17 protein-coding genes are annotated in these 21,049 nt (G+C 40.7%); 3 read left to right on the top strand and 14 right to left on the bottom strand.

The genetic code is table 11. The features are described 5' to 3' along the window. Positions 1-9: 9 nt before the first annotated feature. The 8 genes from gltA to U5907_10445 form a co-directional block, all read right to left on the bottom strand. Positions 10-1,395, bottom strand: a complete 1,386-nt coding sequence (gltA, locus tag U5907_10480) for an NADPH-dependent glutamate synthase (protein WRQ32992.1) — start codon at positions 1,393-1,395, stop codon at positions 10-12. Next, a complete protein-coding gene (locus U5907_10475; protein ID WRQ32991.1) occupies positions 1,395-2,264 on the bottom strand; it encodes a sulfide/dihydroorotate dehydrogenase-like FAD/NAD-binding protein in 870 nt (289 codons plus the stop codon). The genes gltA and U5907_10475 overlap by 1 nt, the downstream gene beginning before the upstream one ends. A gap of 9 nt (positions 2,265-2,273) precedes the next feature. Continuing rightward, the gene (locus U5907_10470) at positions 2,274-4,775 is read right to left on the bottom strand and encodes a glycoside hydrolase family 9 protein (GenBank protein WRQ32990.1); all 2,502 of its coding nucleotides are present in this window, start codon (positions 4,773-4,775) and stop codon (positions 2,274-2,276) included. 70 nt (positions 4,776-4,845) lie between these two features. Continuing rightward, positions 4,846-5,652, bottom strand: coding sequence for a hypothetical protein (locus tag U5907_10465; GenBank protein WRQ32989.1), 807 nt, complete (start codon positions 5,650-5,652; stop codon positions 4,846-4,848). Positions 5,653-5,655: 3 nt separating this feature from the next. After that, positions 5,656-5,973 (bottom strand): heavy-metal-associated domain-containing protein, encoded by a 318-nt coding sequence (locus U5907_10460; protein WRQ32988.1) that lies wholly within the window; start codon positions 5,971-5,973, stop codon positions 5,656-5,658. Positions 5,974-6,010: 37 nt separating this feature from the next. Further along, positions 6,011-8,236: a TonB-dependent receptor gene (locus U5907_10455; protein WRQ32987.1), complete on the bottom strand. Its 2,226-nt coding sequence runs from the start codon at positions 8,234-8,236 to the stop codon at positions 6,011-6,013. Between the two features lie 53 nt (positions 8,237-8,289). Further along, a complete protein-coding gene (locus tag U5907_10450; GenBank protein WRQ32986.1) occupies positions 8,290-8,724 on the bottom strand; it encodes a hypothetical protein in 435 nt (144 codons plus the stop codon). A gap of 24 nt (positions 8,725-8,748) precedes the next feature. After that, positions 8,749-10,242 (bottom strand): TolC family protein, encoded by a 1,494-nt coding sequence (locus U5907_10445; protein ID WRQ32985.1) that lies wholly within the window; start codon positions 10,240-10,242, stop codon positions 8,749-8,751. 94 nt (positions 10,243-10,336) lie between these two features. Here U5907_10445 and sppA point away from each other — a divergent pair, with 94 nt between their 5' ends. Next, positions 10,337-12,103 carry a signal peptide peptidase SppA gene (gene sppA, locus U5907_10440; GenBank protein WRQ32984.1) on the top strand — a complete coding sequence of 589 codons (1,767 nt, stop codon included), beginning with the start codon at positions 10,337-10,339 and terminating at the stop codon, positions 12,101-12,103. 2 nt (positions 12,104-12,105) lie between these two features. Here the strand turns inward: sppA and tilS are convergent, their stop codons facing one another. Genes tilS through proS form a run of 4 tightly spaced genes read right to left on the bottom strand, consistent with a single transcriptional unit; the run spans position 12,106 to position 16,690 of the window. After that, positions 12,106-13,455: a tRNA lysidine(34) synthetase TilS gene (gene tilS / locus U5907_10435; protein ID WRQ32983.1), complete on the bottom strand. Its 1,350-nt coding sequence runs from the start codon at positions 13,453-13,455 to the stop codon at positions 12,106-12,108. Positions 13,456-13,466: 11 nt separating this feature from the next. Then, complete coding sequence (locus U5907_10430) at positions 13,467-14,459, bottom strand: DUF3078 domain-containing protein (protein ID WRQ32982.1); 993 nt, start codon at positions 14,457-14,459, stop codon at positions 13,467-13,469. A 16-nt stretch (positions 14,460-14,475) separates the two neighbouring features. Further along, positions 14,476-15,183 carry a hypothetical protein gene (locus U5907_10425; GenBank protein WRQ32981.1) on the bottom strand — a complete coding sequence of 236 codons (708 nt, stop codon included), beginning with the start codon at positions 15,181-15,183 and terminating at the stop codon, positions 14,476-14,478. A 22-nt stretch (positions 15,184-15,205) separates the two neighbouring features. Further along, positions 15,206-16,690 carry a proline--tRNA ligase gene (gene proS / locus U5907_10420; GenBank protein WRQ34101.1) on the bottom strand — a complete coding sequence of 495 codons (1,485 nt, stop codon included), beginning with the start codon at positions 16,688-16,690 and terminating at the stop codon, positions 15,206-15,208. Between the two features lie 86 nt (positions 16,691-16,776). Between proS and U5907_10415 the strand changes: the two genes are divergently transcribed. After that, positions 16,777-18,045, top strand: coding sequence for a hypothetical protein (locus U5907_10415; protein ID WRQ32980.1), 1,269 nt, complete (start codon positions 16,777-16,779; stop codon positions 18,043-18,045). A gap of 18 nt (positions 18,046-18,063) precedes the next feature. Continuing rightward, the gene (locus U5907_10410; protein ID WRQ32979.1) at positions 18,064-19,638 is read left to right on the top strand and encodes a hypothetical protein; all 1,575 of its coding nucleotides are present in this window, start codon (positions 18,064-18,066) and stop codon (positions 19,636-19,638) included. Here U5907_10410 and U5907_10405 read toward each other — a convergent pair. Then, positions 19,635-20,273 (bottom strand): WbqC family protein, encoded by a 639-nt coding sequence (locus U5907_10405; GenBank protein ID WRQ32978.1) that lies wholly within the window; start codon positions 20,271-20,273, stop codon positions 19,635-19,637. The two genes, U5907_10410 and U5907_10405, sit on opposite strands and share 4 nt — an antisense overlap. After that, positions 20,263-21,048 (bottom strand): acyl-ACP--UDP-N-acetylglucosamine O-acyltransferase, encoded by a 786-nt coding sequence (gene lpxA / locus U5907_10400; GenBank protein WRQ32977.1) that lies wholly within the window; start codon positions 21,046-21,048, stop codon positions 20,263-20,265. Before lpxA ends, U5907_10405 begins: the two co-directional genes overlap by 11 nt. Between the last annotated feature and the right edge of the window lies 1 nt (position 21,049).

The raw sequence follows: 21,049 nt of genomic DNA, 5'->3' as shown, positions 1-21,049 counted from the left end.
GCAAAGATACTAATTTTCCCTAAGGTATAAATCTATGGCAGCAGCAGCCTTTCTGCCTGCCCCCATAGCAAGTATAACAGTAGCTGCACCGGTAACAGCATCGCCGCCGGCAAAAACACCTTTGCGTTTTGTTTTGCCATTATCGTCAGCAACAATGCAATTCCATCTGTTTACCTCCAGACCCGGAGTTGTTGATGACAACAGCGGATTTGGAGATGTACCGAGCGACATAATTACAACATCTGTTTCAATATCAAACTCAGAATCCTTTAATGGAACAGGCGATCTCCTGCCGCTATCATCGGGCTCACCCAGCTCCATTTTTATACATCTTAGACCTCTTACCCATCCTCTCTCATCTCCAAGCACCTCTACCGGATTAGTTAGCATCCGGAACTCAATTCCCTCCTCTTTAGCGTGATGAACCTCCTCTACCCTTGCAGGCAACTCCTTCTCTGTCCTTCTGTAAACCACAGTTACCTTTGCTCCAAGTCTCAATGCCGAGCGGGCAGCATCCATAGCGACATTCCCGCCGCCAACCACAGCTACACTTTTTCCTACATATATTGGCGTATCGTACTGAGGATCGTATGCTCTCATTAAATTGTTCCTTGTTAGAAACTCATTTGCAGAGACCACTCCGTTGAGATTCTCTCCGGGGATATTCATAAATTTTGGCAATCCGGCTCCGGAACCCACAAAAACGGCAGAATAACCTTCATTGTCCATAAGGTTATCAATTGTAACAGTTCTTCCAACCACTACATTTGTCTCTATATTAACACCAAGTGCCCTTACATTATCAATCTCACTCTTTACAACCCTCTCTTTAGGAAGCCTGAACTCCGGAATACCATATTGTAAAACACCTCCAGGTTCATGGAGCGCTTCAAAAATTGTTATCTCATAGCCTAGTTTTGCAAGGTCTGTTGCACAGGCCAGACCTGCAGGTCCGCTTCCAATTACAGCCACTTTTTTACCATTAAGAGGCTCTCTTTCAGAGAACCTCACACCATTCTCACGACCCCAATCGCCTGCAAATCTCTCAAGTTTTCCTATTGCTACAGCCTCCCCTTTTACGCCGAGTATGCAAGAGCCTTCACACTGGCTCTCCTGCGGGCAGACTCTCCCGCAAACAGAAGGAAGGGAACTGTCTGCAGCAATTATCTCTGCTGCCTTGTGAAAATCTCCATTTTCAATTTGTCTTATAAATGCTGGAATATTTATGCTTACGGGACATGCAGTAACACATTTGGGGCTCTTGCAATCAAGACATCTTGATGCCTCAAGCACTGCCTCTTCTGAGTTATAACCATAACTAACCTCTTCGTAATTAGTGGCTCTTACAAGTGGATTCTGTTCTCTGACAGGAACCCTTGGTATCTTGTTTCTCATTATTCGTTAGTATTATTGTGGTGTAACCCGATTTTACATTTATGATCAAGTTCTGATTCTATTGATTTATACATCCCCTGTCTTCTCATCGCCTCCTCAAAATCTACCTCGTACGCATTAAACTCAGGTCCCTCAACACAGGCAAATCTTGTTTTGCCGGCCACAGTTACTCTGCAGGCTCCGCACATACCAGTTCCATCAACCATCAGAGTATTTAAGCTTACAGTAAGCGGAATATTATAAGGTTTTGCAGCAATTGTAACAAACTTCATCATTATCATTGGCCCAATTGCAACCATATGGTCATATTTCTCTCCGCTGTCCAGTACTTTTTTCATTAAATCAGTAACAAGACCCTTTTCACCATACGATCCGTCGTCAGTACAGATATACAAGTTTCTGCAAACGCTTTTCATATCTTTCTCAAAAATGAGCATATCTCTGTTTTTAGCACCAATAATAACATCTACAGATGCACCCATTGAATGCAAAAACTTCACCTGTGGATAAACAGGGGCAGTCCCCAATCCTCCGGCAATAAACAGAAATTTCATTGCCGATAGTTCACCGGCGCTTTTATGAATAAACTCAGATGGCTCCCCCAGCGGACCGGCAAAATCTGTAAAAAAATCGCCCTCCTCCAGATGGCAAATTTGTCTGCTCGAGGCTCCCACTACCTGGGTGACAATTGTAACCGTACCGGCATCTTTATCAAAATCACAAATAGTGAGGGGTATTCTCTCACCCCTATCATGAGCTCTTACTATTAGAAACTGTCCCGGCTTTGCCGATGACGCCATCCTTGGAGCATACACCTCCATAAGGGATATTAGGGGAGTAAGATCCCTCTTTTTTACAATTTTATACATCTGTTTAAGTTAAAGTCTGTCAAATGAATAGCCCAGTTTTTTAAGCCTTTTGATTATTGAGTCAAGCCTGTCGTAAAGTTTATCTGCTCTCCTGTCGTCTACGCCGGGGTGGATCAAAATTATAGCACCGTTAAGATTATTGCTCTTTTCAAAAGCAAAAAGTTTCGCTATAAGCTCATCTGATGTTTTATAACTGTTCATTCCGGGATATGTATAATCCGCAGGTGTTGCAGTTCCCGGTGTGTAGTTTATTGTCTTTAGCCCAAGGGTTGAAGCAGTATAGACAGACTCCTTGTTGTACCACTCGTAAGGTGGCATAAACCATACTGCATCTTTTTGAGAAACTCCAAACTTCTGCAGTTCGACCAGATTATTGATAATATCATTTCTGAGGCTATCTCCTGAAACCAGAGATTTCTCTCTTTTATCCCACGGAGCATAAAGAAGATGCTTGTCTGAGTGCCCTCCCACATAGTGTCCCTGTGAAACAATCTTTTCAATTGTCCCCTTATGCTCAGGGATTCTCAGGAAATTCCCTGTAAGGAAGAATGACCCCTTAATTTTGTTTGAAGCTAATGTTTTGAGAATTTTCCCGCCACCCTGGAACATTGAGTCAGCTGTAAATGCAAGGTATATAACCTTTTTATCAGGATTTACCCTTACTACTGCCCCCTGGCTGTCTTTTAATGTAAGTGCCGATTTTTCCGATATTGCCTTTGCCTGCTCTTTTCCGTCACTCTCCATCTTAGCAAAGTAGAATGAAAGACCTGCTGTTCCGTCCATTGTAGGCTCATTTGATGCATAGTCACCTATGTCATCATGATAAACAGCTTTTCCATTGTTGAATGGCGCATACATATCAGGTTTAGTAAGTGATTTACCTGCTCTCTCTAAAAAGAGCAACCTCTCTATAGGACCGTCAACCAGACCTCCATATGTGAGGTCACCATTATGAACTGTGTATGATGAGTGTGGTGAATCAGGATAATCTCCGCCTTTTGGGAAGCCTACCAACATTGATGTTCCCCACGGATTTGTTCCAAACAGCCAATCCCTGAGAGCCATCTCCATCTCAAGATATGTTTCATCTCCGCTCACTTCCCGATAGAGTCTTGCCTGAGTTATTGCGGCAGATACAAGGTTATTTGAACACCACAGGAATGGAATTCCGTAAATAAACGGGTCGTCAGCTGCTCTTTTGCGAAGATGCTCCAGACCATCTTTCATGAATTGAATATATTTATCCCTGGTTGCCTTGTCTGAAGATGAGGCCAGGTAATAGTGACCAAGGTTAATAAAAGGATAGAACTGATAGTGTCTGCCCCTTCCAAGCTCCATCCATGGAGTTACAGGCTCAAGCTGACCCCAGTAGTCTGCCCTCTTTCTCCAGTTTGCATCTCCAGTGAATTTGTAGAATGTTGCTGCTGCGAGCTCTACATCATCAACCCAGGTATCCTCCTCGTAGAAATACGGTGATACTACACACGCAGTCTGGGTATTTCCGGGAAACTCCTCAGCAAATGCAAAAGCTTTTACCGCCTTATCTCTCAGTTTTGCTGCATACTCAGGATCACTCTCCTTAAGAATTTCAGATGCCAGTGCAAAGCTTGAAGCAAACTTACCTGCTGTTGATGCTACTCCCGTTGTTCTGTTAAAATGTTTGCCCAGAGACTGAGGCTGTCCCGATACAAAATATACAGGTCTGCCTGTTCCCGGGCCCCATCCGTAATCCACCTTATCTTTGTTAGGGAGACGGAAACCGGCGTGGTCACGGTCATCGGCTATCTGATTAAACATAACCTTATCCTCCGGATTCATTCTGTCCAGCCAATCAAGGCCCCAGCGAATTTCATCCAGTATATCAGGAGTTCCGTTTGCACCTTTTCTTCCTCTGGCATCAAAATTATCTTTGAACACGCTTTTATCCTTTTGCTGCTCCCACGAAAACATCAAATGATAAAGAGTAGTTGCGGAAGTTGTTGTATACTGCAGATAATCTGTTGCGTCGTGCCAGCCCCCTCTCACATCAATCTTTTCTCCATTTCTGGAAGGGTGTCCAACTATGTACCCATCATCCTGGTGGCATAGCTCCCCGGTATACGGATTGTCTCCACATCTTTGCTGCCTCATATACTCAAGAAGAAAATCCGAAAGCCCTTCATATGAGTCTGCAGCAATTCTAAAGTTTGGCGATTTAGCTCCGTTAGAGACAATATAGTAACCACCCTCCTTTTCAATTTTGGAAAAATCAAATCTGTAAGCGCTTTTCATACCCCAGGAGATGGCATCACTCTTTTTACCGGCACCCTGAAATACAATTTTATCTGTCAAGGCATCTCTTACCTCGAACACAGGAGTGCTCTTTTCGTTAAGTGAAATGAATACTGCAACTTTAATATCTGCCGGCAGATATCCTGCCTGATTTACTCGTATCCAGGAGTTAGCCGCAAGTTGATTTGAAACACTGAAAAGAATCAGCGAAAGGAAAACAGAAATTTTTAGAAATCTCATATTACTTTGGGGGTATTAATGATACATTAATAGCAAAAGTAATACTTTTTTATCTCTTTTCAGAGTTATCTCAGTAGTTATAGGAAGTAACAGAGAGGGGGTACTTTTCTGAATTTAGCAGAGAGTGTAGCATGGAATCCTTGAGTATTAGTCTGTAATCATACTCCTTTCCGTCAATTAAGATTTTGTTTGATACAAGCCTTACGCCGTGGCTGTAATCAACATATGTATCTATATGAATATTTGTTACCGGCTGTATAGGAACGCCGGTCAATCTGTGCCAGCCGTAAATAGTCACATGATGTGCTCTTTTTGTATCTGACAATTTTGAGGATAGTACAATATCTTTCTTGGTTCCGGCGACAAAAACACCTGGAGTTCTTTCCGATGCTTTTATCTGAGCCTGTACTATTTTTGAGTGGTCATAAATTATATCAGGAGTCTCATTTCTGTTTCCCCGGGGAATAAAGTTAAATGGCTCCAGTTTAAGTTCTGATTTTTCGTAAATCAAATCTACTACCCTTGATGTTGGCAATGATGCATTAAAATGGTCCGCTATCTTTTGGGCAGACTGAGGCGTCATAGGGAGGGTAAAGTAATCATCATCTGATCCGGCAGCTAAATAATCGGCCTTAACATAAATAGTAACAAAGTGTAAATTGCCTGAAGTGTCTCTTCCTGAAAACTCAATCTCTCTCCACTCTTTTAAGAAATCCGGAATATTACCTGATATTATCTCGTTTACAATAGCTTCCTCCCGTTCCTTAAGATCCAGTAAACGAATCTGCTCATAAAAAAGAGATCCGCCGGAGGGTCTCTGTGAAAAGAGCCCTCCGAATGCGGATATGGTTAATAAGAATGAGAGTAGTAGTCTCATTAATTATTTTTGTTCTACCTCTTTTGCCGGATATCCCAGCTTTTCAAGGGCCTTGGCAAGGTTCTCCTTGTTTGTTTTAGAATCCTCGTAGCTAATCCAGATGGTTTTATTATCAAGACTAACCTTCATATCTTTAACACCTTTCTCGTAAGGCATTTTTGATTCAATTTTATTAACACAATGCTGGCAATCAACATCGGGTATTGAGAAGGTAACCTGAACCTCTTTTTTTGCACTCTTTTTATTTTGCGCCTCTGCAAAATTAGTGGTAACAAACAACATGGCTGCAAAAGCCATAACGATAATAGCGAATCTTTTCATAATATTATTTGATTTAGTTAATATAATTATTCGTTTTTTATTTCCAGAGAGTAAATCTCAAACCTGCGTAAACTTTCCTTCCCATAAGAGGGCCCCATATAAGGGTAGAATTGAATTCTGGTGAATATGGATTATCTGCCCCCATTATAGGATGAGGCTGTTTGTAGTTCCCGAGGTTTTCACCACCCACATATATATCAAGATCCCTGAATTTTTTAGTTATCTGAGCAAAGAACATTGGATAGACTGGGGAGAGTCCCCCACCCATAAAATGTGGCAATCTTGAAGGTCCATTTATCTGAGCTGTGAAATCAAATGTCCATTTGTTCATTCTGGTAGCATACTGAATATTTAACACCCCTTTATATCTTCCGGTCAGGGCTCTCTCAATAAGTCCCTGTCCGTGATAGGTTGCTTTTGAATCTGTATATCTGAATGTTGCAAGAACAGTAAATCTCTCAAAAGGCTCTGTGGAGAAGTCTGCCTGATAAGTATTTGTAAAAGATCTCCCTTCAAGATTGTAAAGCCATATCCTCGAGATATCTCTCTCCTGATCAATCAAAAGTTGTTTGTTGAAATCTGTACGGAAGTAGTCAAAACTCAGATAACTGTTTTCGTTGAATCCAAACGGAAGATAAACCGTAAAATTTGCTCCGTAGGTCCAGGCATCTTCAATATCCGGTTTCTCCTCCAGCACAATTTGCCTGCCTGTTGAGAGAATACCAAGATTATCAGAGATCTGATTTGGGGATCTGAAGCCGCGACCTCCTGATGCCCTGAAAATAAGCTTGTCTGTAAATGCATATTTAACATTTAACCTTGGTGCAAAGAGCCATCCGTGAATGTTGTTCCTGTCAAGCCTTAGCCCGGCAACTACAGAGACCTTCTCTCCGTTTGTATAAGTATACTCACCATACGCACCGGCAGAACTCTCCTCTCTTCCGGTATTCCTGTCAGCGCTCCATATCCCAAAAAAAGGAGCCGTTAACACTTCATCAAAATTGTCATACTGACCACTTAAACCCAGAACATATTTATGGTATTCATCTATCTGATTCTGAAACATTATGTTCAGAAAGGCTGAATTCTGAATTGCGTCAAATCTGTTCTTTCCAAAAAACGAGTTCATTCTGTGCCATGTATAATCTGCCACAGTTGCGATATTTTTACTGTTATCCTCATTAAGAGGAATACCCACCTTCAGATATCCGTTAAGCCCCTTATTTTTTATTTCTGAGCCCCAGAGTGTATTGGTAATCTCCATACCCTTTTTGTACTCATTCATCCCAGCAACCCTGTCATCAGACAAAGCTCTGAATCCAAATCTCACCTGTGCTCCGTTGTCGGCAACATAGAGCCATCTGTTGGAGAGATTAAACTGCATTGAAACAGGCTCGTCCTTGAAACCATCATGGTTTCCGTCGTGGCCCATCGGATCGGTAGAGAAGTGTCCAAGTATAACAGTACTCCACTTTGGATTAAGTTGAAGAGATGATGCAATATTTGCCTCAGTTCTCAAAGTGCTGCCAAGAAAAAGGTTGAGGAACAGAGGCTGTTCCGCAGTTGGTTTGCGATGTTCAAGATTTATCTGGCCGGTTATTGCCTCAAGCCCGTTTACAACAGACGATGGCCCTTTTGCTATCTGAATGCTCTCAAGCCACTGTCCGGGAACATATGAGAGGCCGAAAGGAGCTGCTACCCCTCTCATCGCGGGTCGGTTTTCGTCAAGCATCTGTGTGTATGTTCCCGATAAGCCAAGGAGTCTAATCTGTCTGGCCCCGGTAATGGCGTCCGAATAACCAACTGTTACACTTGCTGAATTTTCAAAACTCTCAGCCAGATTGCAACAGGCCATTTTGCACAGACCGGCGGCAGTTATAACCTCGGTCTTGACAGGTGTCATTTTTGAAAGATAGTTTCCCTCTTGTCTTTCAACAAGTCTGGCTGCCTCAAGCTCTGCATCTTCTCTAAGAATGAGTTCAATATTTCTCGAACCTGAGCTTGCCCTTACCGTATCTTTGGTGTGACCGACAAAAGCAGCTACAATGGATATCTCTGCAGATCCTTTTGTATTTAAAGTAAATTCACCCCTCTCGTTTGTCTCTGCTGAGACTTTACCCTCAAGCCAGTAAACAGAGGCGTAGGCAAGTGGTTCAACCTCACCGCCCGCTTTGCGGACTTTAACAACTCCGCTTGTTGTCTGTGCATTAATTGTTCCAAATGCAACAATCAATAATATATATAGGAAAATTTTTTTGATCATATATGTGTTAAGATGTAATAATTTATCATTCAACTATTTAGCCGAACGAGAAATTACAATCTCCACACTGATATAAGTGAGTAAAAATTTGAAGGGACCAGCTCCGGAGGAGAATATTCCGGTATTGGCCGGAACTCTTCAGAGAGATTGTTTAGAGCAATTCGCCCGGTGTTTGAGAGAAGTGCAACTGATAAAAGAAGCTCTGTGGGCTGCTCAATCTGCACAGAGGTTGTTGTTTCATATTTGTCCTCAAGTTGATATACTTCAGTATGACAACAACCGTCACTGTGATTATCTTTTGATGTGCATTCACCAACACAGCCCTGGTGGTGGGAATGGTCGTGCACATTCTCGCAAGTGGCATCCTGAATCATCAAAACAGGTGTAACACTACCCTCCTCACTGCATATATGCAGACCATAACCAAGACCTGCTGATATATACAGCAATATTAAAGTTATAAGGGATATGTTTCTGATTTGTTTCATCAAGGGCAAAAGTATAAAAAATAATTAATTACCCACCATTTTATCAAATTCAGCAGACAAATCCTCTCTTGTTAGATAGTCAAACAGGCTCATTTTACGAATGTTAAAATAGTATTGCCAGAAATTGCCCAAATCATTAATATACCGGTTAGAGGCGTTATCCTTCTCGTTCTGGGCATTATTAAGTTCAGTAACTCCAATTGTTCCATCCATAAACTGCGCCCTTGCATACTCATATCTCTCCTTTGAAATAGAGTCCGCCCTTGATGAAAGATTGCACTGCTCAACCTGGTTGTTAAACTGTATCACCTTTATGAATACATTCTGTTTAAACTCATTTAGTTCCTGATCTACCTGAGCTTTAACAAGCTCCTGTCTGGACTTAGCCATCTTAACCCTACCCTTGCCAAGACCCCAGTCAACAATAGGAAGCCTCAATCCTAAGCTTACAATCTGCTGATCCATTGGGTTACTGTATGCCTTTCCAAGCTCCTCTCCCTGCTGAGTCAGGCCAAACTGGGCATTCAGATTTGCCTGAATGCCTGTATTGGCTTTATTTCGCTCAACCTCCTGTTCTGCGCTTAGAAGCTCCAGTTCGTTATCCAGAAGAAATGAGGAGTTTTTGTATGCTTTATCAAGAACTTCGTCAAAGTTTAGTGTTATATCCGGCCCGGACTTGGGTACCTCAAGATCTAGTTCCACATGTTCATTATAACCCATAAATGTCTTTAGTCTTAACATCCTCATATCCAGGTTTAGCTTATGATCATTTATGGAGAGATTATCATTTATCATTCTGAGTTCCAGCTGAAGTACATCATTCTTAGATATTAAACCCCTCTCATATCTCTCCTTGGTCAGTTTATAAAGAGACATTGTGTTATCGTAGTTCTTGCTTGACATAGCAAGTCTCTGCTGTGCCTGTAAAACATCAAAATAGAGAGGTATTACATTCCCGATAATATTTTCCATCTGCTCCAAATACCGCCTTTTAGCTCTTTCGAATCTGCGGGGCTCAGTAACTTTGTCCCATTTTAAATTGTTGTAAGTTCTGAGTGGCTGAATATATGTAATATTTATTGGCTGAGAATTATAATTGGCAGGTTTACCTGAACTAAACTGATCCAGCCTGTAGAGACTTGTAAAGAGAGAAATCCTCCCTCCGGTCAGAGCAATATTCTGATCAATTGAGAGTGAGAGAGAGTTTTTCATATTATTATTTGCAACATAGTTGATCTCACCTGTCTCAGAATTCTGCAGTGGTACAAGGGATCTGTTGTAATTTCCCAGGGTGGCAGAGAGATTAAGAGATGGAAGTAACTGTGCCTTAAAGGCTCTGAATTGCCAGTAGCTTGCTAGAAAATTATGTTTAGCAACCAATGCAGATGGAGATTGATCCTTTGCTATTTCAATTGCCTCCTCCAGAGAAATCTTAATTTTAATTTTTTGAGACGGACGGGCGTACACGGAGATGGAAAAAAAAGCAAAGGCCAGCAGCTGTATTATTAATCTGAACATATAGGTATCAAAATGGATGAGTTATTAGAGGATGTAAAGTTAAGATTTATTACTAAATTTGTAGACACTCAACATTAGATCAATTCTGACATATATGAAAAATTTTCTGAAAATTGTTGCCGCTACATTGATTGGGTCTTTGATTGCAATGCTGGCAGGCTTTTTCCTTTTTATGGGATTTATATCATCTTTAGCCTCTTTTACGGAGAGCAAAACTCCTGTTGTTCCATCGAGTGCCGTTATGGCCCTTAACTTTTCACCTGCAATAACAGAGCAATCGGTTGAAGATCCTTTTTCTTCACTAAACCCTTTTAGTTCAGAAACCAGTAAAAGCTCAGGAATATTAGAGTTTGTTCAGACAATTGATCGTGCCGCATCTGACCCCAGGATCAAGTTCATATATATGAATGTAAACCAGGTGAATGCAGGCATATCACATATTGAAGAGATAAGGGAGGCACTTATCAGATTCAGAGAGAGTGGCAAGCCTGTCATAGCATATGCAGACAACTACAGCCAGGGGGCATACTATCTGGCCTCTGCTGCAGACAAGGTATATCTGAATCCTGCAGGAACAGCTACACTGACAGGGCTTAGTATGAGTCCGTTATTTTTTAAAGATCTGCTTGACAAAACAGGGGTTGAAGTACAACTTATAAGGCATGGTAAATTCAAAGCTGCCGCCGAACAGTTCATCAGCAACAAAATGAGTGAGGAGAACAAAGAGCAACTGCAGGCTTATATATCTTCTGTCTGGAACGGATGGACTCAGGCAATATCTGAATCAAGAGGTATCCCGGCAGAGAAAATAGATCTTCTTGCCGATAATCTGGAACTGGCAAATGCTAAAGATGTGCTTGATGCAGGTCTTGTAGATGAGCTATTGTACAAGGACCAACTGACAAAGAATCTTGTTAATCTTTTTGGAGTTGAAGAGGAGAAAGATCTTAAAATTATCTCTTCTTCTGCTTACTCTAAAGCCAGTAAGAAAACAGACTTTAAACAGAAAAACAAAGTTGCGGTCCTCTATGCAAACGGAGACATAATAATGGGTAAGTCAGATGAAAATATTGCTTCTGACACATTCCAGGAGCTAATATCAAAGATTAACAAAGACAGCACGATAAAGGCTGTTGTTTTAAGAGTTAACTCTCCGGGTGGATCTGCACAGAGCTCAGACATAATTGAAAGAGAGCTTGCTCTGCTTAGAGAGAACAAACCTGTTGTTGTAAGTATGGGTGATTATGCAGCATCCGGCGGATACTGGATTGCCTCCAATGCAGATAAAATCTTCACAGGCAACTCTACCCTGACCGGATCAATAGGAGTGTTCAGTATGGTCATTAATGCCCAGAAGGCAATGAACAAACATCTGCATATATATTCAAACAGCGTAAACACCAACAAGCACAGTGATATAATGAGCGGATACAGACCATTGAACAACGAAGAGATTGAGTTTATAAGAGGTGGTGTAGAGGAGATTTACTCAGATTTCATTGAGCTGGTATCAAAAGGAAGAGCTATCTCTATTGAGGGAGTTGACTCAGTTGGTCAAGGCAGAATATGGTCAGGAGCAGACGCCCTAAAAATTGGTTTGGCAGACGAAAAAGGTGGTCTGGTTGATGCCATAAACAGTGCTGCGGCAATGGCCGGTATAGAGAACTGGAGATTAGTTGAATACCCGGTAATAAAATCTCAAATGGACAAACTCCTGGAGACATTCTCTGAAATGGAAAGTAGTGCAAAGGTTATCTCTTCTCCGGAATTACTGATTGAAAAGGCATACAAGTCGCTAAAGAGAGAGAGTGGGGTCAAAAATTTTGCAAGATTACCTTTTAATGTAGAAATAGCTCTTTAAAACTATATATTAAGGGATATTTCCAATACTCTTCTGGTATCTTGGGTTATACGATAATTGTGGTCAATACGCTCTCCGAGAAGACAAATAATTCTGTCATCTTCAGTAGTGGCCACAATTCTCTTTTCTTTACTGAATCTGTCTCTTTTTAAATCTGTCAGAAAATCGCTTATCTTTTTGCTCCCCTTCATCCCTAATGGATTAAACCTGTCTCCGTCACGCCATCTTCTGAAAAGAATATTCTCGCCTGTTAAATCCGCATCAAGATAAAATATAATGTTTGAGGGCAAGGGTTTAAAACCTGAGGTTACATCATAAATTTTGACAGAGATAATGTTTAAGTCAATATCATCAATAGCACTTGCGGATATATCTCTGATAATTAAATAATTCCTATCCTTAAGCAGCTCGTAACCACTTGAATAAAAGAGCTTGCCTGACTGAGAATCTAAAGAATTATATATATCATTTACAACATCGGGTGAGAAGCCCCACTCCTCAAGCAGCAAATAGAGCCAATATTTTTCGTTTCCAAAATTCCTGAGTACAGGTATTGATATCCTTGCAATCTCATTACCACCTGTTAAAATTGAGAGGGCCATCCCTTTAATCTCATCAAACCTTTGCTCAATAACTTTAGCAGCATCGGAAAAGAGAGAAATCTCCCTCTCCAGCGTCTTGAGATAGGATGGATTAATCTCCTCGAATACAGGAAATACCTGATTTCTGATCTTATTTCTTGAGTAATGGGATTCAAAATTGGTACTGTCATGTCTGAAAGGGACCTTTTCAGAATCAGAGTAGACTAGAATCTCCTCCCTTGAGAATTCAATTAAAGGTCTTATAACGGTCATCCCAAATCCAGCCGGATTAGATGACTCTTTTATTGATGACAATCCATTTATCCCAGTACCTCTTAAAAGATTAATAAAAAGAGTCTCAATTTTATCATTAAGATTATGAGCAACTGCAAGGTAAGCAAAACCATTATCAATACAGAGCCGGGAGAACCATCCATATCTTAAATCTCTGGCTGCCATCTGAGTTGAAATACCAGACTCATTTGCATAAGATTCAGTATCAAATCTCTTAGAATAGCAAACAATTCCCCTCTCTCTGCACCAATCCTGAACCAGCTGCATATCTCCATCGCTCTCCTCTCCCCTGAGTGAAAAATTAACAGTAGCAACTGAGAAGTTATTATAACCAATTGAATGAAACAGATGAGCCATTGTCATTGAATCAACACCTCCGCTTACAGCAAGAAGTACTCCCGGAACTTTACCTCCCGAAACTTCCTCTCCGGGAGTTACCAGAGAGAGCAATTTACTTTTAAACCTCTCCCTTAACATAATAACTGAATCTATTTCTTTATCTGGCCAAATGTGTAAGAGAATCCAACTGACAGAATCTCTTTGAACTGAACTCTTTTATCAAGGAGCCCATCCTTATCCGGAATTAAAATATTGTCGTCGTAAATTAGGTTTGTTCTGATATTTGCGGAGAAATATCTGTTGATTTTACTGTCAATAAATAGATCCCAGTAAACCTTTATATTCTGCGGGTTATGCAGAAAATCAGAGAAAAACACAAGGTTTGAGGCAATTGCCAGATCTTTTGTCAATTGCTGTTTGTAATCTATTTTCAATTGAGCTCCAAGTTCAAGCTTAGCAGGCTGATCAATTCTGTTACCATATTTTACCCTCAGACTCTCCTGAGAAACAATCACGAGATTGCTTGTGAGTGGTGAAAAGTTAATTGAAACAGGTTTTGCCGGTTTATAATCAAGACCAATACCAAAAGAGAGGTATGCAGGAGAGAAAGGGCCTGAGACAAGAACCTTGCTGCCTGATGCGGGGTAATTAAAGGAGTTAGAGAACTGAGATCTGAAATTGAAAGCAGCTGATATAAAGACCTTCTTGAAAGATTTGTATCCAAATTTACTGTCAAATATTATCTTATCATCGCTCTTCTTGAATTTATCACCAAATGAGTTAATAAACCCCCAGGCAAGCTGAAGTCTGTTTTCCCAAAACATTTTATCAATCTCCCAGTGGTTGAACTTATTCACATAGGCATTTAATGCCACTGATGAGAAACCCCCGGCAGCCCAGTTAGTCAGCGACATCTGAGAAAATCCTATCTGAACCTGAGTACCCTTTGTCCACGGATTTGGTTTTGGGGGCTCCTTCTTTACCAACTCAGGCATCTTTATACTATTTGCAATATCAAAAGCAATTTTTTGGTGAGCACTTAGGTTAACAACCTGTTGCCCGCTCTTTACTTCCTGAGCAGCTGCAACATTAGATAGACCTAAAATCAAAAAAATTGATAACAGATAGTTTATCCTTCCCATAATAAATTAAAAATTGTTAATCGTCCAGAACATCGTCTGAATTATAATTAAAACCGAGTCTTTTACCTGTTTGCAATTTGGCACTCTCAATTTTGTCGTTAATCTGCTCAACAGAGGCCATTTTAACCAGGTCAAATGGTGGAACAAGAAGATCAAAAGAGAGTGTATAAAGTACAGAAGTCTCTACAACAGAAACGAGCTCTTCTCTGGTCAGCTGTTTTTTACCAAATGAGGAGACAGATCTCTTTGGCTGTCTCTTTCCCTCTACCATAAAGAACTTATCTTTATTGACAAAAATTCTTGCTACCAGGTAACCGAGGTCCTCCTGTCTGTTGAATTTAAGTGAATCTGACAAGAAATTATAGACATTAATAATACCGCAATATGAATTTGCAGAATCGGCCTTTAGAAATTCACTCTTCCAGGCAGGGTGATCTCTGTCAAACTGGAATATATCTGAGTGCATACTAAAAATTAGCACATCATCCGCAAACTTTAATTCTGCTTCAAATTTCCCTCTGTCTCTGTATTCCAGCCTGACACGTCTGTCATTACCGTTAAAATTCTCGAGAAGATCATTAAGATCATTACTCATCTCATTTAGAACATCCTTAAGCTGATTAAAGACCTCCATTGTCTGATTAAAAACATGGACCTTGGTCCTTGATTTCTGGTTAAGTCCCTCGAGAATATCCCTCTGTCGGGACGGTAAATCTGATGCCATTTGTAAAACCTTTAATTAAATATTAATATGCTCTTGCAAATATAACTCTTCTTTTGGATGGTTTTCCGGAATAGATACAAAGACCCTCCTCCTCTTTTACATTTTCAAGAGGAATACATCTTATGGTTGCTTTTGTTTCAGCCTTTATCCGCTCCTCTGTTTCTGCAGTTCCGTCCCAATGACATAAAAGAAATCCGCCATCCTCAATTTTCAATTTAAATGTCTCCCAGTCATTAACTTCAAAAGTGTTCTCCTCCCTGAATTTATATGCTTTATTATAAATATTGTCCTGTATTTCATCAAGGAGTGCTTTAATGTGCTCTTCAACACCATCTCTGCTTACGGAGCTTTTTGTAAGTGTATCCCTCCTGGCAAGCTCTATTGTACCATTTTCCAAATCACGAGGGCCTATTGCTATTCTCACAGGAACACCCTTCAGCTCCCACTCGGCAAATTTAAAGCCTGATCTGAGATTATCCCTGTCATCAATTTTTGAGGTGATTCCAAGCTTTTCCAAACCCTCTTTTATCTCCTTCATCTTAGTAATAATCTTCTCACTCTCCTCTTCTGTTTTAAAAATTGGAACCATAACAACATGGATAGGAGCAAGTTTAGGAGGAAGTACAAGTCCGTTATTATCACTGTGAGCCATAATCAGTGCTCCCATCAACCTTGTTGAAACCCCCCAGGATGTAGCCCACACATATTCGAGGGACCCCTCTTTACTCTGATACTGAACATCAAATGCTTTAGCAAAATTTTGTCCAAGAAAATGAGATGTACCCGCCTGAAGTGCTTTTCCATCCTGCATAAGGGCCTCAATACACAAAGTGTCTAATGCTCCTGCAAATCTTTCACTCTCGGTTTTAGAGCCAACAAGTACTGGCAGAGCCATAAATTCTCTTGCGAATTTTGCATATACCTGAACCATTTTCTGAGTCTCTTCAATAGCCTCCTCTTTTGTGGCGTGAGCAGTATGTCCCTCCTGCCAGAGAAATTCGGCAGTACGGAGAAATAGTCTTGTTCTCATCTCCCACCTCACAACATTTGCCCACTGATTGACCAGAATTGGAAGGTCTCTGTATGACTTAATCCAGTTTTTATATGTATTCCAGATAATTGTCTCTGATGTTGGTCTGACAATCAGCTCCTCTTCAAGCTTTGCATCGGGATCAACAACTACCCCCGGTCCGTCAGGATTTGTCATAAGTCTGTGGTGAGTTACTACAGCACACTCTTTTGCAAAACCCTCAACATGTTCAGCCTCCTTACTAAGAAAAGATTTTGGAATGAACAGAGGGAAATATGCATTGACATGACCTGTCTCTTTAAACATTTTATCAAGCTGAGCTTGAATTTTTTCCCAAATTGCATATCCGTATGGCTTAATAACCATGCAGCCTCTAACAGCTGAATTTTCAGCTAAATCTGCTTTAATTACAAGGTTATTGTACCAAAGTGAATAATTTTCCTCTCTGTTGCTTATCTCTTTTGCCATTTTGGTAATTATTTTGTTTTATATGGTACGTTTTTTGTCTATATTTGCAATGAAGGCACAAAAGTACAAAAAAAATAAAACACAGGAGGTGTGATATGAAAAACAGCATTTTTGCTCTGGCTATAACAGGATTAATCGCAGCAGCTTGCGGAACATCCGGCCAATATGCGTCTTCAAGATTTGATGACGCAATTTACTCAGGTACTGAAAACAAAGTATATGTCTCTGCTACAGACTCAAGACTACAGGATCTGAAAAACCGTACTGCCGAAACCTCTACACTTATTGTCAATGGTAAAAAAGCCCAGGTTGTCTATATGGACGAGAACAAAACCGTGGATATACCGGTAAACATTGACGAAGAGAATACATATCTTGTCATTGATGAATCAATCTCTTACGAGGAGCTGCTCAGAAAGTTTGATTCTCCGGACTACACAATCAATCTTCATATCGAGAGCAGATGGGATGACTGGGACTATTACAGACCGTGGATGTGGGGTTACAACCCGTGGAGCTGGAGATATTACAGCAGATTCCACAGACCATGGAGTTTCTACTCAGCATATCCTTACTACTGGAGAGACCCGTTCTTCTATGATATTTATTACTCCTACGGAGCATACTATGATCCATGGAATCCATACTGGTACTATGGCGGACACTATCCAATTTACAACTATTACGGTAATTACGGATACTCTCCATACAACGGATATTCTGATCCATACTATTACTACTACACTGATTCCAATTATCAATACCAGAACAGTAACAGAATCCGTGGAAAAGTATATGGTAAAAGAGTTACAGACACCAGGCAGGGTGGTACTGCAGATAACAGGGAGAGAGCTGTTATAACCAGCATTCCAAGACAGACTACTTCTGCAACCAGGTCTACTACCAGAGGAAACGAACAGAGCACATCAACTCCGGTAACCAATAGTATTTACAGACGAGGAAACTCTTCAGGTCAAGGTATAAGCTATGGTGAGGGCACTGTAAATTCCAGAGAGAGAAGCACAACTTATAACAGAAGTAATCAGGGCAGAAGCAACTCAACCGAAAGAGAACAATCAACCGGCACATACAGAAGAAGTACTGCAACCAATCCGGTTGTAACAAGATCCTCTTCAAATGAGTCCGGAAGAGGAAACTCTTACGAGAGAAATAACAGCAGCAGAGAGAGGGATAATCGTTCATATGAAAGGAGCAATTCAGTAAACAACTCCTCATCATACAGCAGAAGTGAAACTTCAGCAACGAGATCAACATCCGGCTCTTCATCATCATCTGCAGGAAGAAGTTCATCAGGGACATCAACCGGTACTTCCAACAGCAGTGGGTCAGGCTACAGAAGATAATAACAAACAAAGAAAATGATGAAAAAACAGATATTACTGGCAGCAACAGTTATCTTTAGTATTGCTGTCTATGGACAGTCTTATTCACACAACGCACTCAGACTTGGCCAGAATCCATATGTTGCAACAGCAGCTCTTTTCTCCCAGACATTCTACGAGGGCAGCGCGAGAACATCAGCAATGGGAAATGCATTTATATCACTTGGAGGAGATGTTGGTGCTCTCAGCATCAATCCGGCCTCATCAGGAGTATACAAATATTCTGAATTCTCTGTGACACCATCAATGGTGTTTGCACCTTCCAAAACAGAGTATCTTAGCACATCCATGTCTGATTTGAGAAATAAACCAACCCTCTCGTCAATGGGTTATATAAGCAACCTCTCCTCTTTAAACAGAGGAAGAAACTCTTCCCTTAGCATATCCTTTGCTGTTAACAGGATAAACGATTTCAACTCCCGTTTCAGTGCAAAAGGGACCACAGCGGGGAGCTCCTGGCTTGGATCAGTTGCATCCGGGACAAATGGAACAGCCTCTTCTGAACTTGATGTAACATTTGAGGGCGATACATACCCATACAATATTGGATTGCCCTGGAGGAATGTACTCGCATGGAACTCAACTCTCCTTGATCTTTTACCAGGGACAAATAATGAATATATTGCGGCAACAGAGAATCTTGATGGTGATTATATAAGCATCGGGGGACCTCTTAATCAGAGTTTTACAAGAGAGACAATGGGTAATCAGACTGAGATACTTGTAAATATTGGAGGAAGAATTGGAACCAAACTTTTCCTTGGTGCAAATATTGGGATACAGGCATTAAGTTATACAGATTATCAGAGATATAAAGAGAGTGCTCAAAATCCGGCTAATTTCCAGACCGGCTTCAAGTATATGGATCACACATTCAGACAGAGCACAAATGGTATTGGATTAAATGCAAAACTTGGAGTAATCTTTCTGCCGGTTGCCGGTCTTAGACTTGGAGCTACACTAACTACTCCTACAATTATGTCTTTAACCGAATCCTGGGAGGAGCAGATGACCTCAAGTATTACCGGACTTAATCCGGAAACGATGACACTTCTCTCTCCATTAGGGGAATACTCTTTCGGGATGGTTTCACCTCTTAAACTCGGAGCGGGAATCTCCTATGTGTTTGGCAGATTCGCAATTATTTCCGCTGATGTTGAAGGTGTAGCATACAATACTACTCGTCTTGTAAAGAGTGAAAATGGGAACAACGCTTTTACTAACGAAAACGACGATATCAGTAAAGATTTCAGGTTTGCTAAAAACATCAGACTTGGGGCAGAGGTAAAACCTTTTAAAAATATTGCACTGCGCGCAGGATATTCATACTATCAGAATGCAGAGAAGAGTAATCCAAATGACTTTTCATTCATATCTGCCGGGGCTGGATTTAACAGCAATGGCGGATTTTTCCTTGACCTCTCTTTCCAACACAGAGTTGCAATAAAGGAGAGATTAAAACTTTACCAGGACTACTCTGGCGTAGGTGCTCCGGAAGGATTTCTTACATCTTCTGCTAACAAGCTATATGTAACATTCGGATTCCGTTTTTAGAGATAACTTATGGAATCAGGGCCTTCATTGAAGAGAAGGTCTACGGATGAAAGATTTGGAATAAAACCATGTTTGTGGGCAAATACCTGAAAGTATTGCCCACTCTCTTTTTTAGCGGAGGGTGTATATGGTGATTTTTTGGGATGAATAACCTCTCTCAGATCTGTTATTAACGATTCATCGTATGTATGGTTGAACTCTGAGGATAATTCCAATTTACAATTAATCCCGGTAAGCTGGCAAATCAGATTAATCAACTCTAAATTGAAATCAAAAAGATTCTCATATTTAACTGTTTTGTAGAAGGGGGCAAAGTCATCTTCATAATATTCAAAGAAGGGAGATGTTCTGTATGCAGATACAATGGCTCTCCAATGCTCCTGCTGCCACTTCCCCGAATAATCAATCTTCATCTCTCTTATTGGGAGGTAATGGCCATTTAATCTTGATACGGGGATAGTTAAAGGAAGAAGGCCGCTGGCACCATAAATGTGACAACGGCTTCTGTAACTCTGTTTCTGATACCTCTCGTACTGCTCTATTTCTGCTTTTTCTGAATGGTATATTGCACTTATATACTCGACAGGAGGAAGATAAGCAGTTGAGAGTATCACCCTGTTGACTCTACTCTTCAATGGTATCTGTAGTTCTCTTTATTATCCCTCTTTTTGATGATTTAATAAAATCAAGAATAATTCTCTTTTCAGGCGTCTCTTCAAACTCTGCCTCAACTTTGGCACAGGCGTCGGAAGTATTCAATCCGCTTCTGTAGATTACCCTGTAAATATCACTTATCTGCTGAATTTGCTCATTTGAGAATCCCCTTCTTCTAAGACCAACTATATTCAGGTTAAAATATGCCAGGGGTCTGTGTCCTGCCAGAACATATGGAGGAACATCCTTATAAATACTGGACACACCTGAAATCATAGCATGTGCACCAATATTTGTAAACTGATGAGCAGCTGAATGGCCGCCAATAATAGCATAATCATCAACATTTGTCTCTCCTGCAAGAGCAACATAGCTCACAAGAATTACATTGTTCCCGATTCTGCAATCGTGAGCCACATGGACATAAGACATTACCATACAATTTTCACCAATCCTGGTGACTCCTTTTCCGCTAAAAGAGGTTCCCCTGTTAACTGTAGCGCACTCCCTTATTGTAGTATTATCTCCAATCTCTACATAGGTAATTTCACCGGCAAACTTCAGATCCTGAGGTATTGCACCAATGACAGCACCCGGAAAGATCTTGCAATTCTTACCAATTTTCACATAATCCAAAATAGTCACATGGGGTCCAATCCAGGTACCCTCTCCTATCTCAACATTTTCAGCTATATAGGAGAATGGGTCAACTGTTACACCTGTTCCTATTTTTGCATTCGGATGAATATAATTCATA

The sequence above is a fragment of the Bacteroidales bacterium MB20-C3-3 genome (assembly GCA_035609245.1).
Classification (GTDB): Bacteria; Bacteroidota; Bacteroidia; order Bacteroidales; family UBA932; genus Bact-08.
The sequence above is the reverse complement of the archived record's forward strand: the minus strand, read 5'-3'. Positions and strand labels throughout refer to the sequence as shown.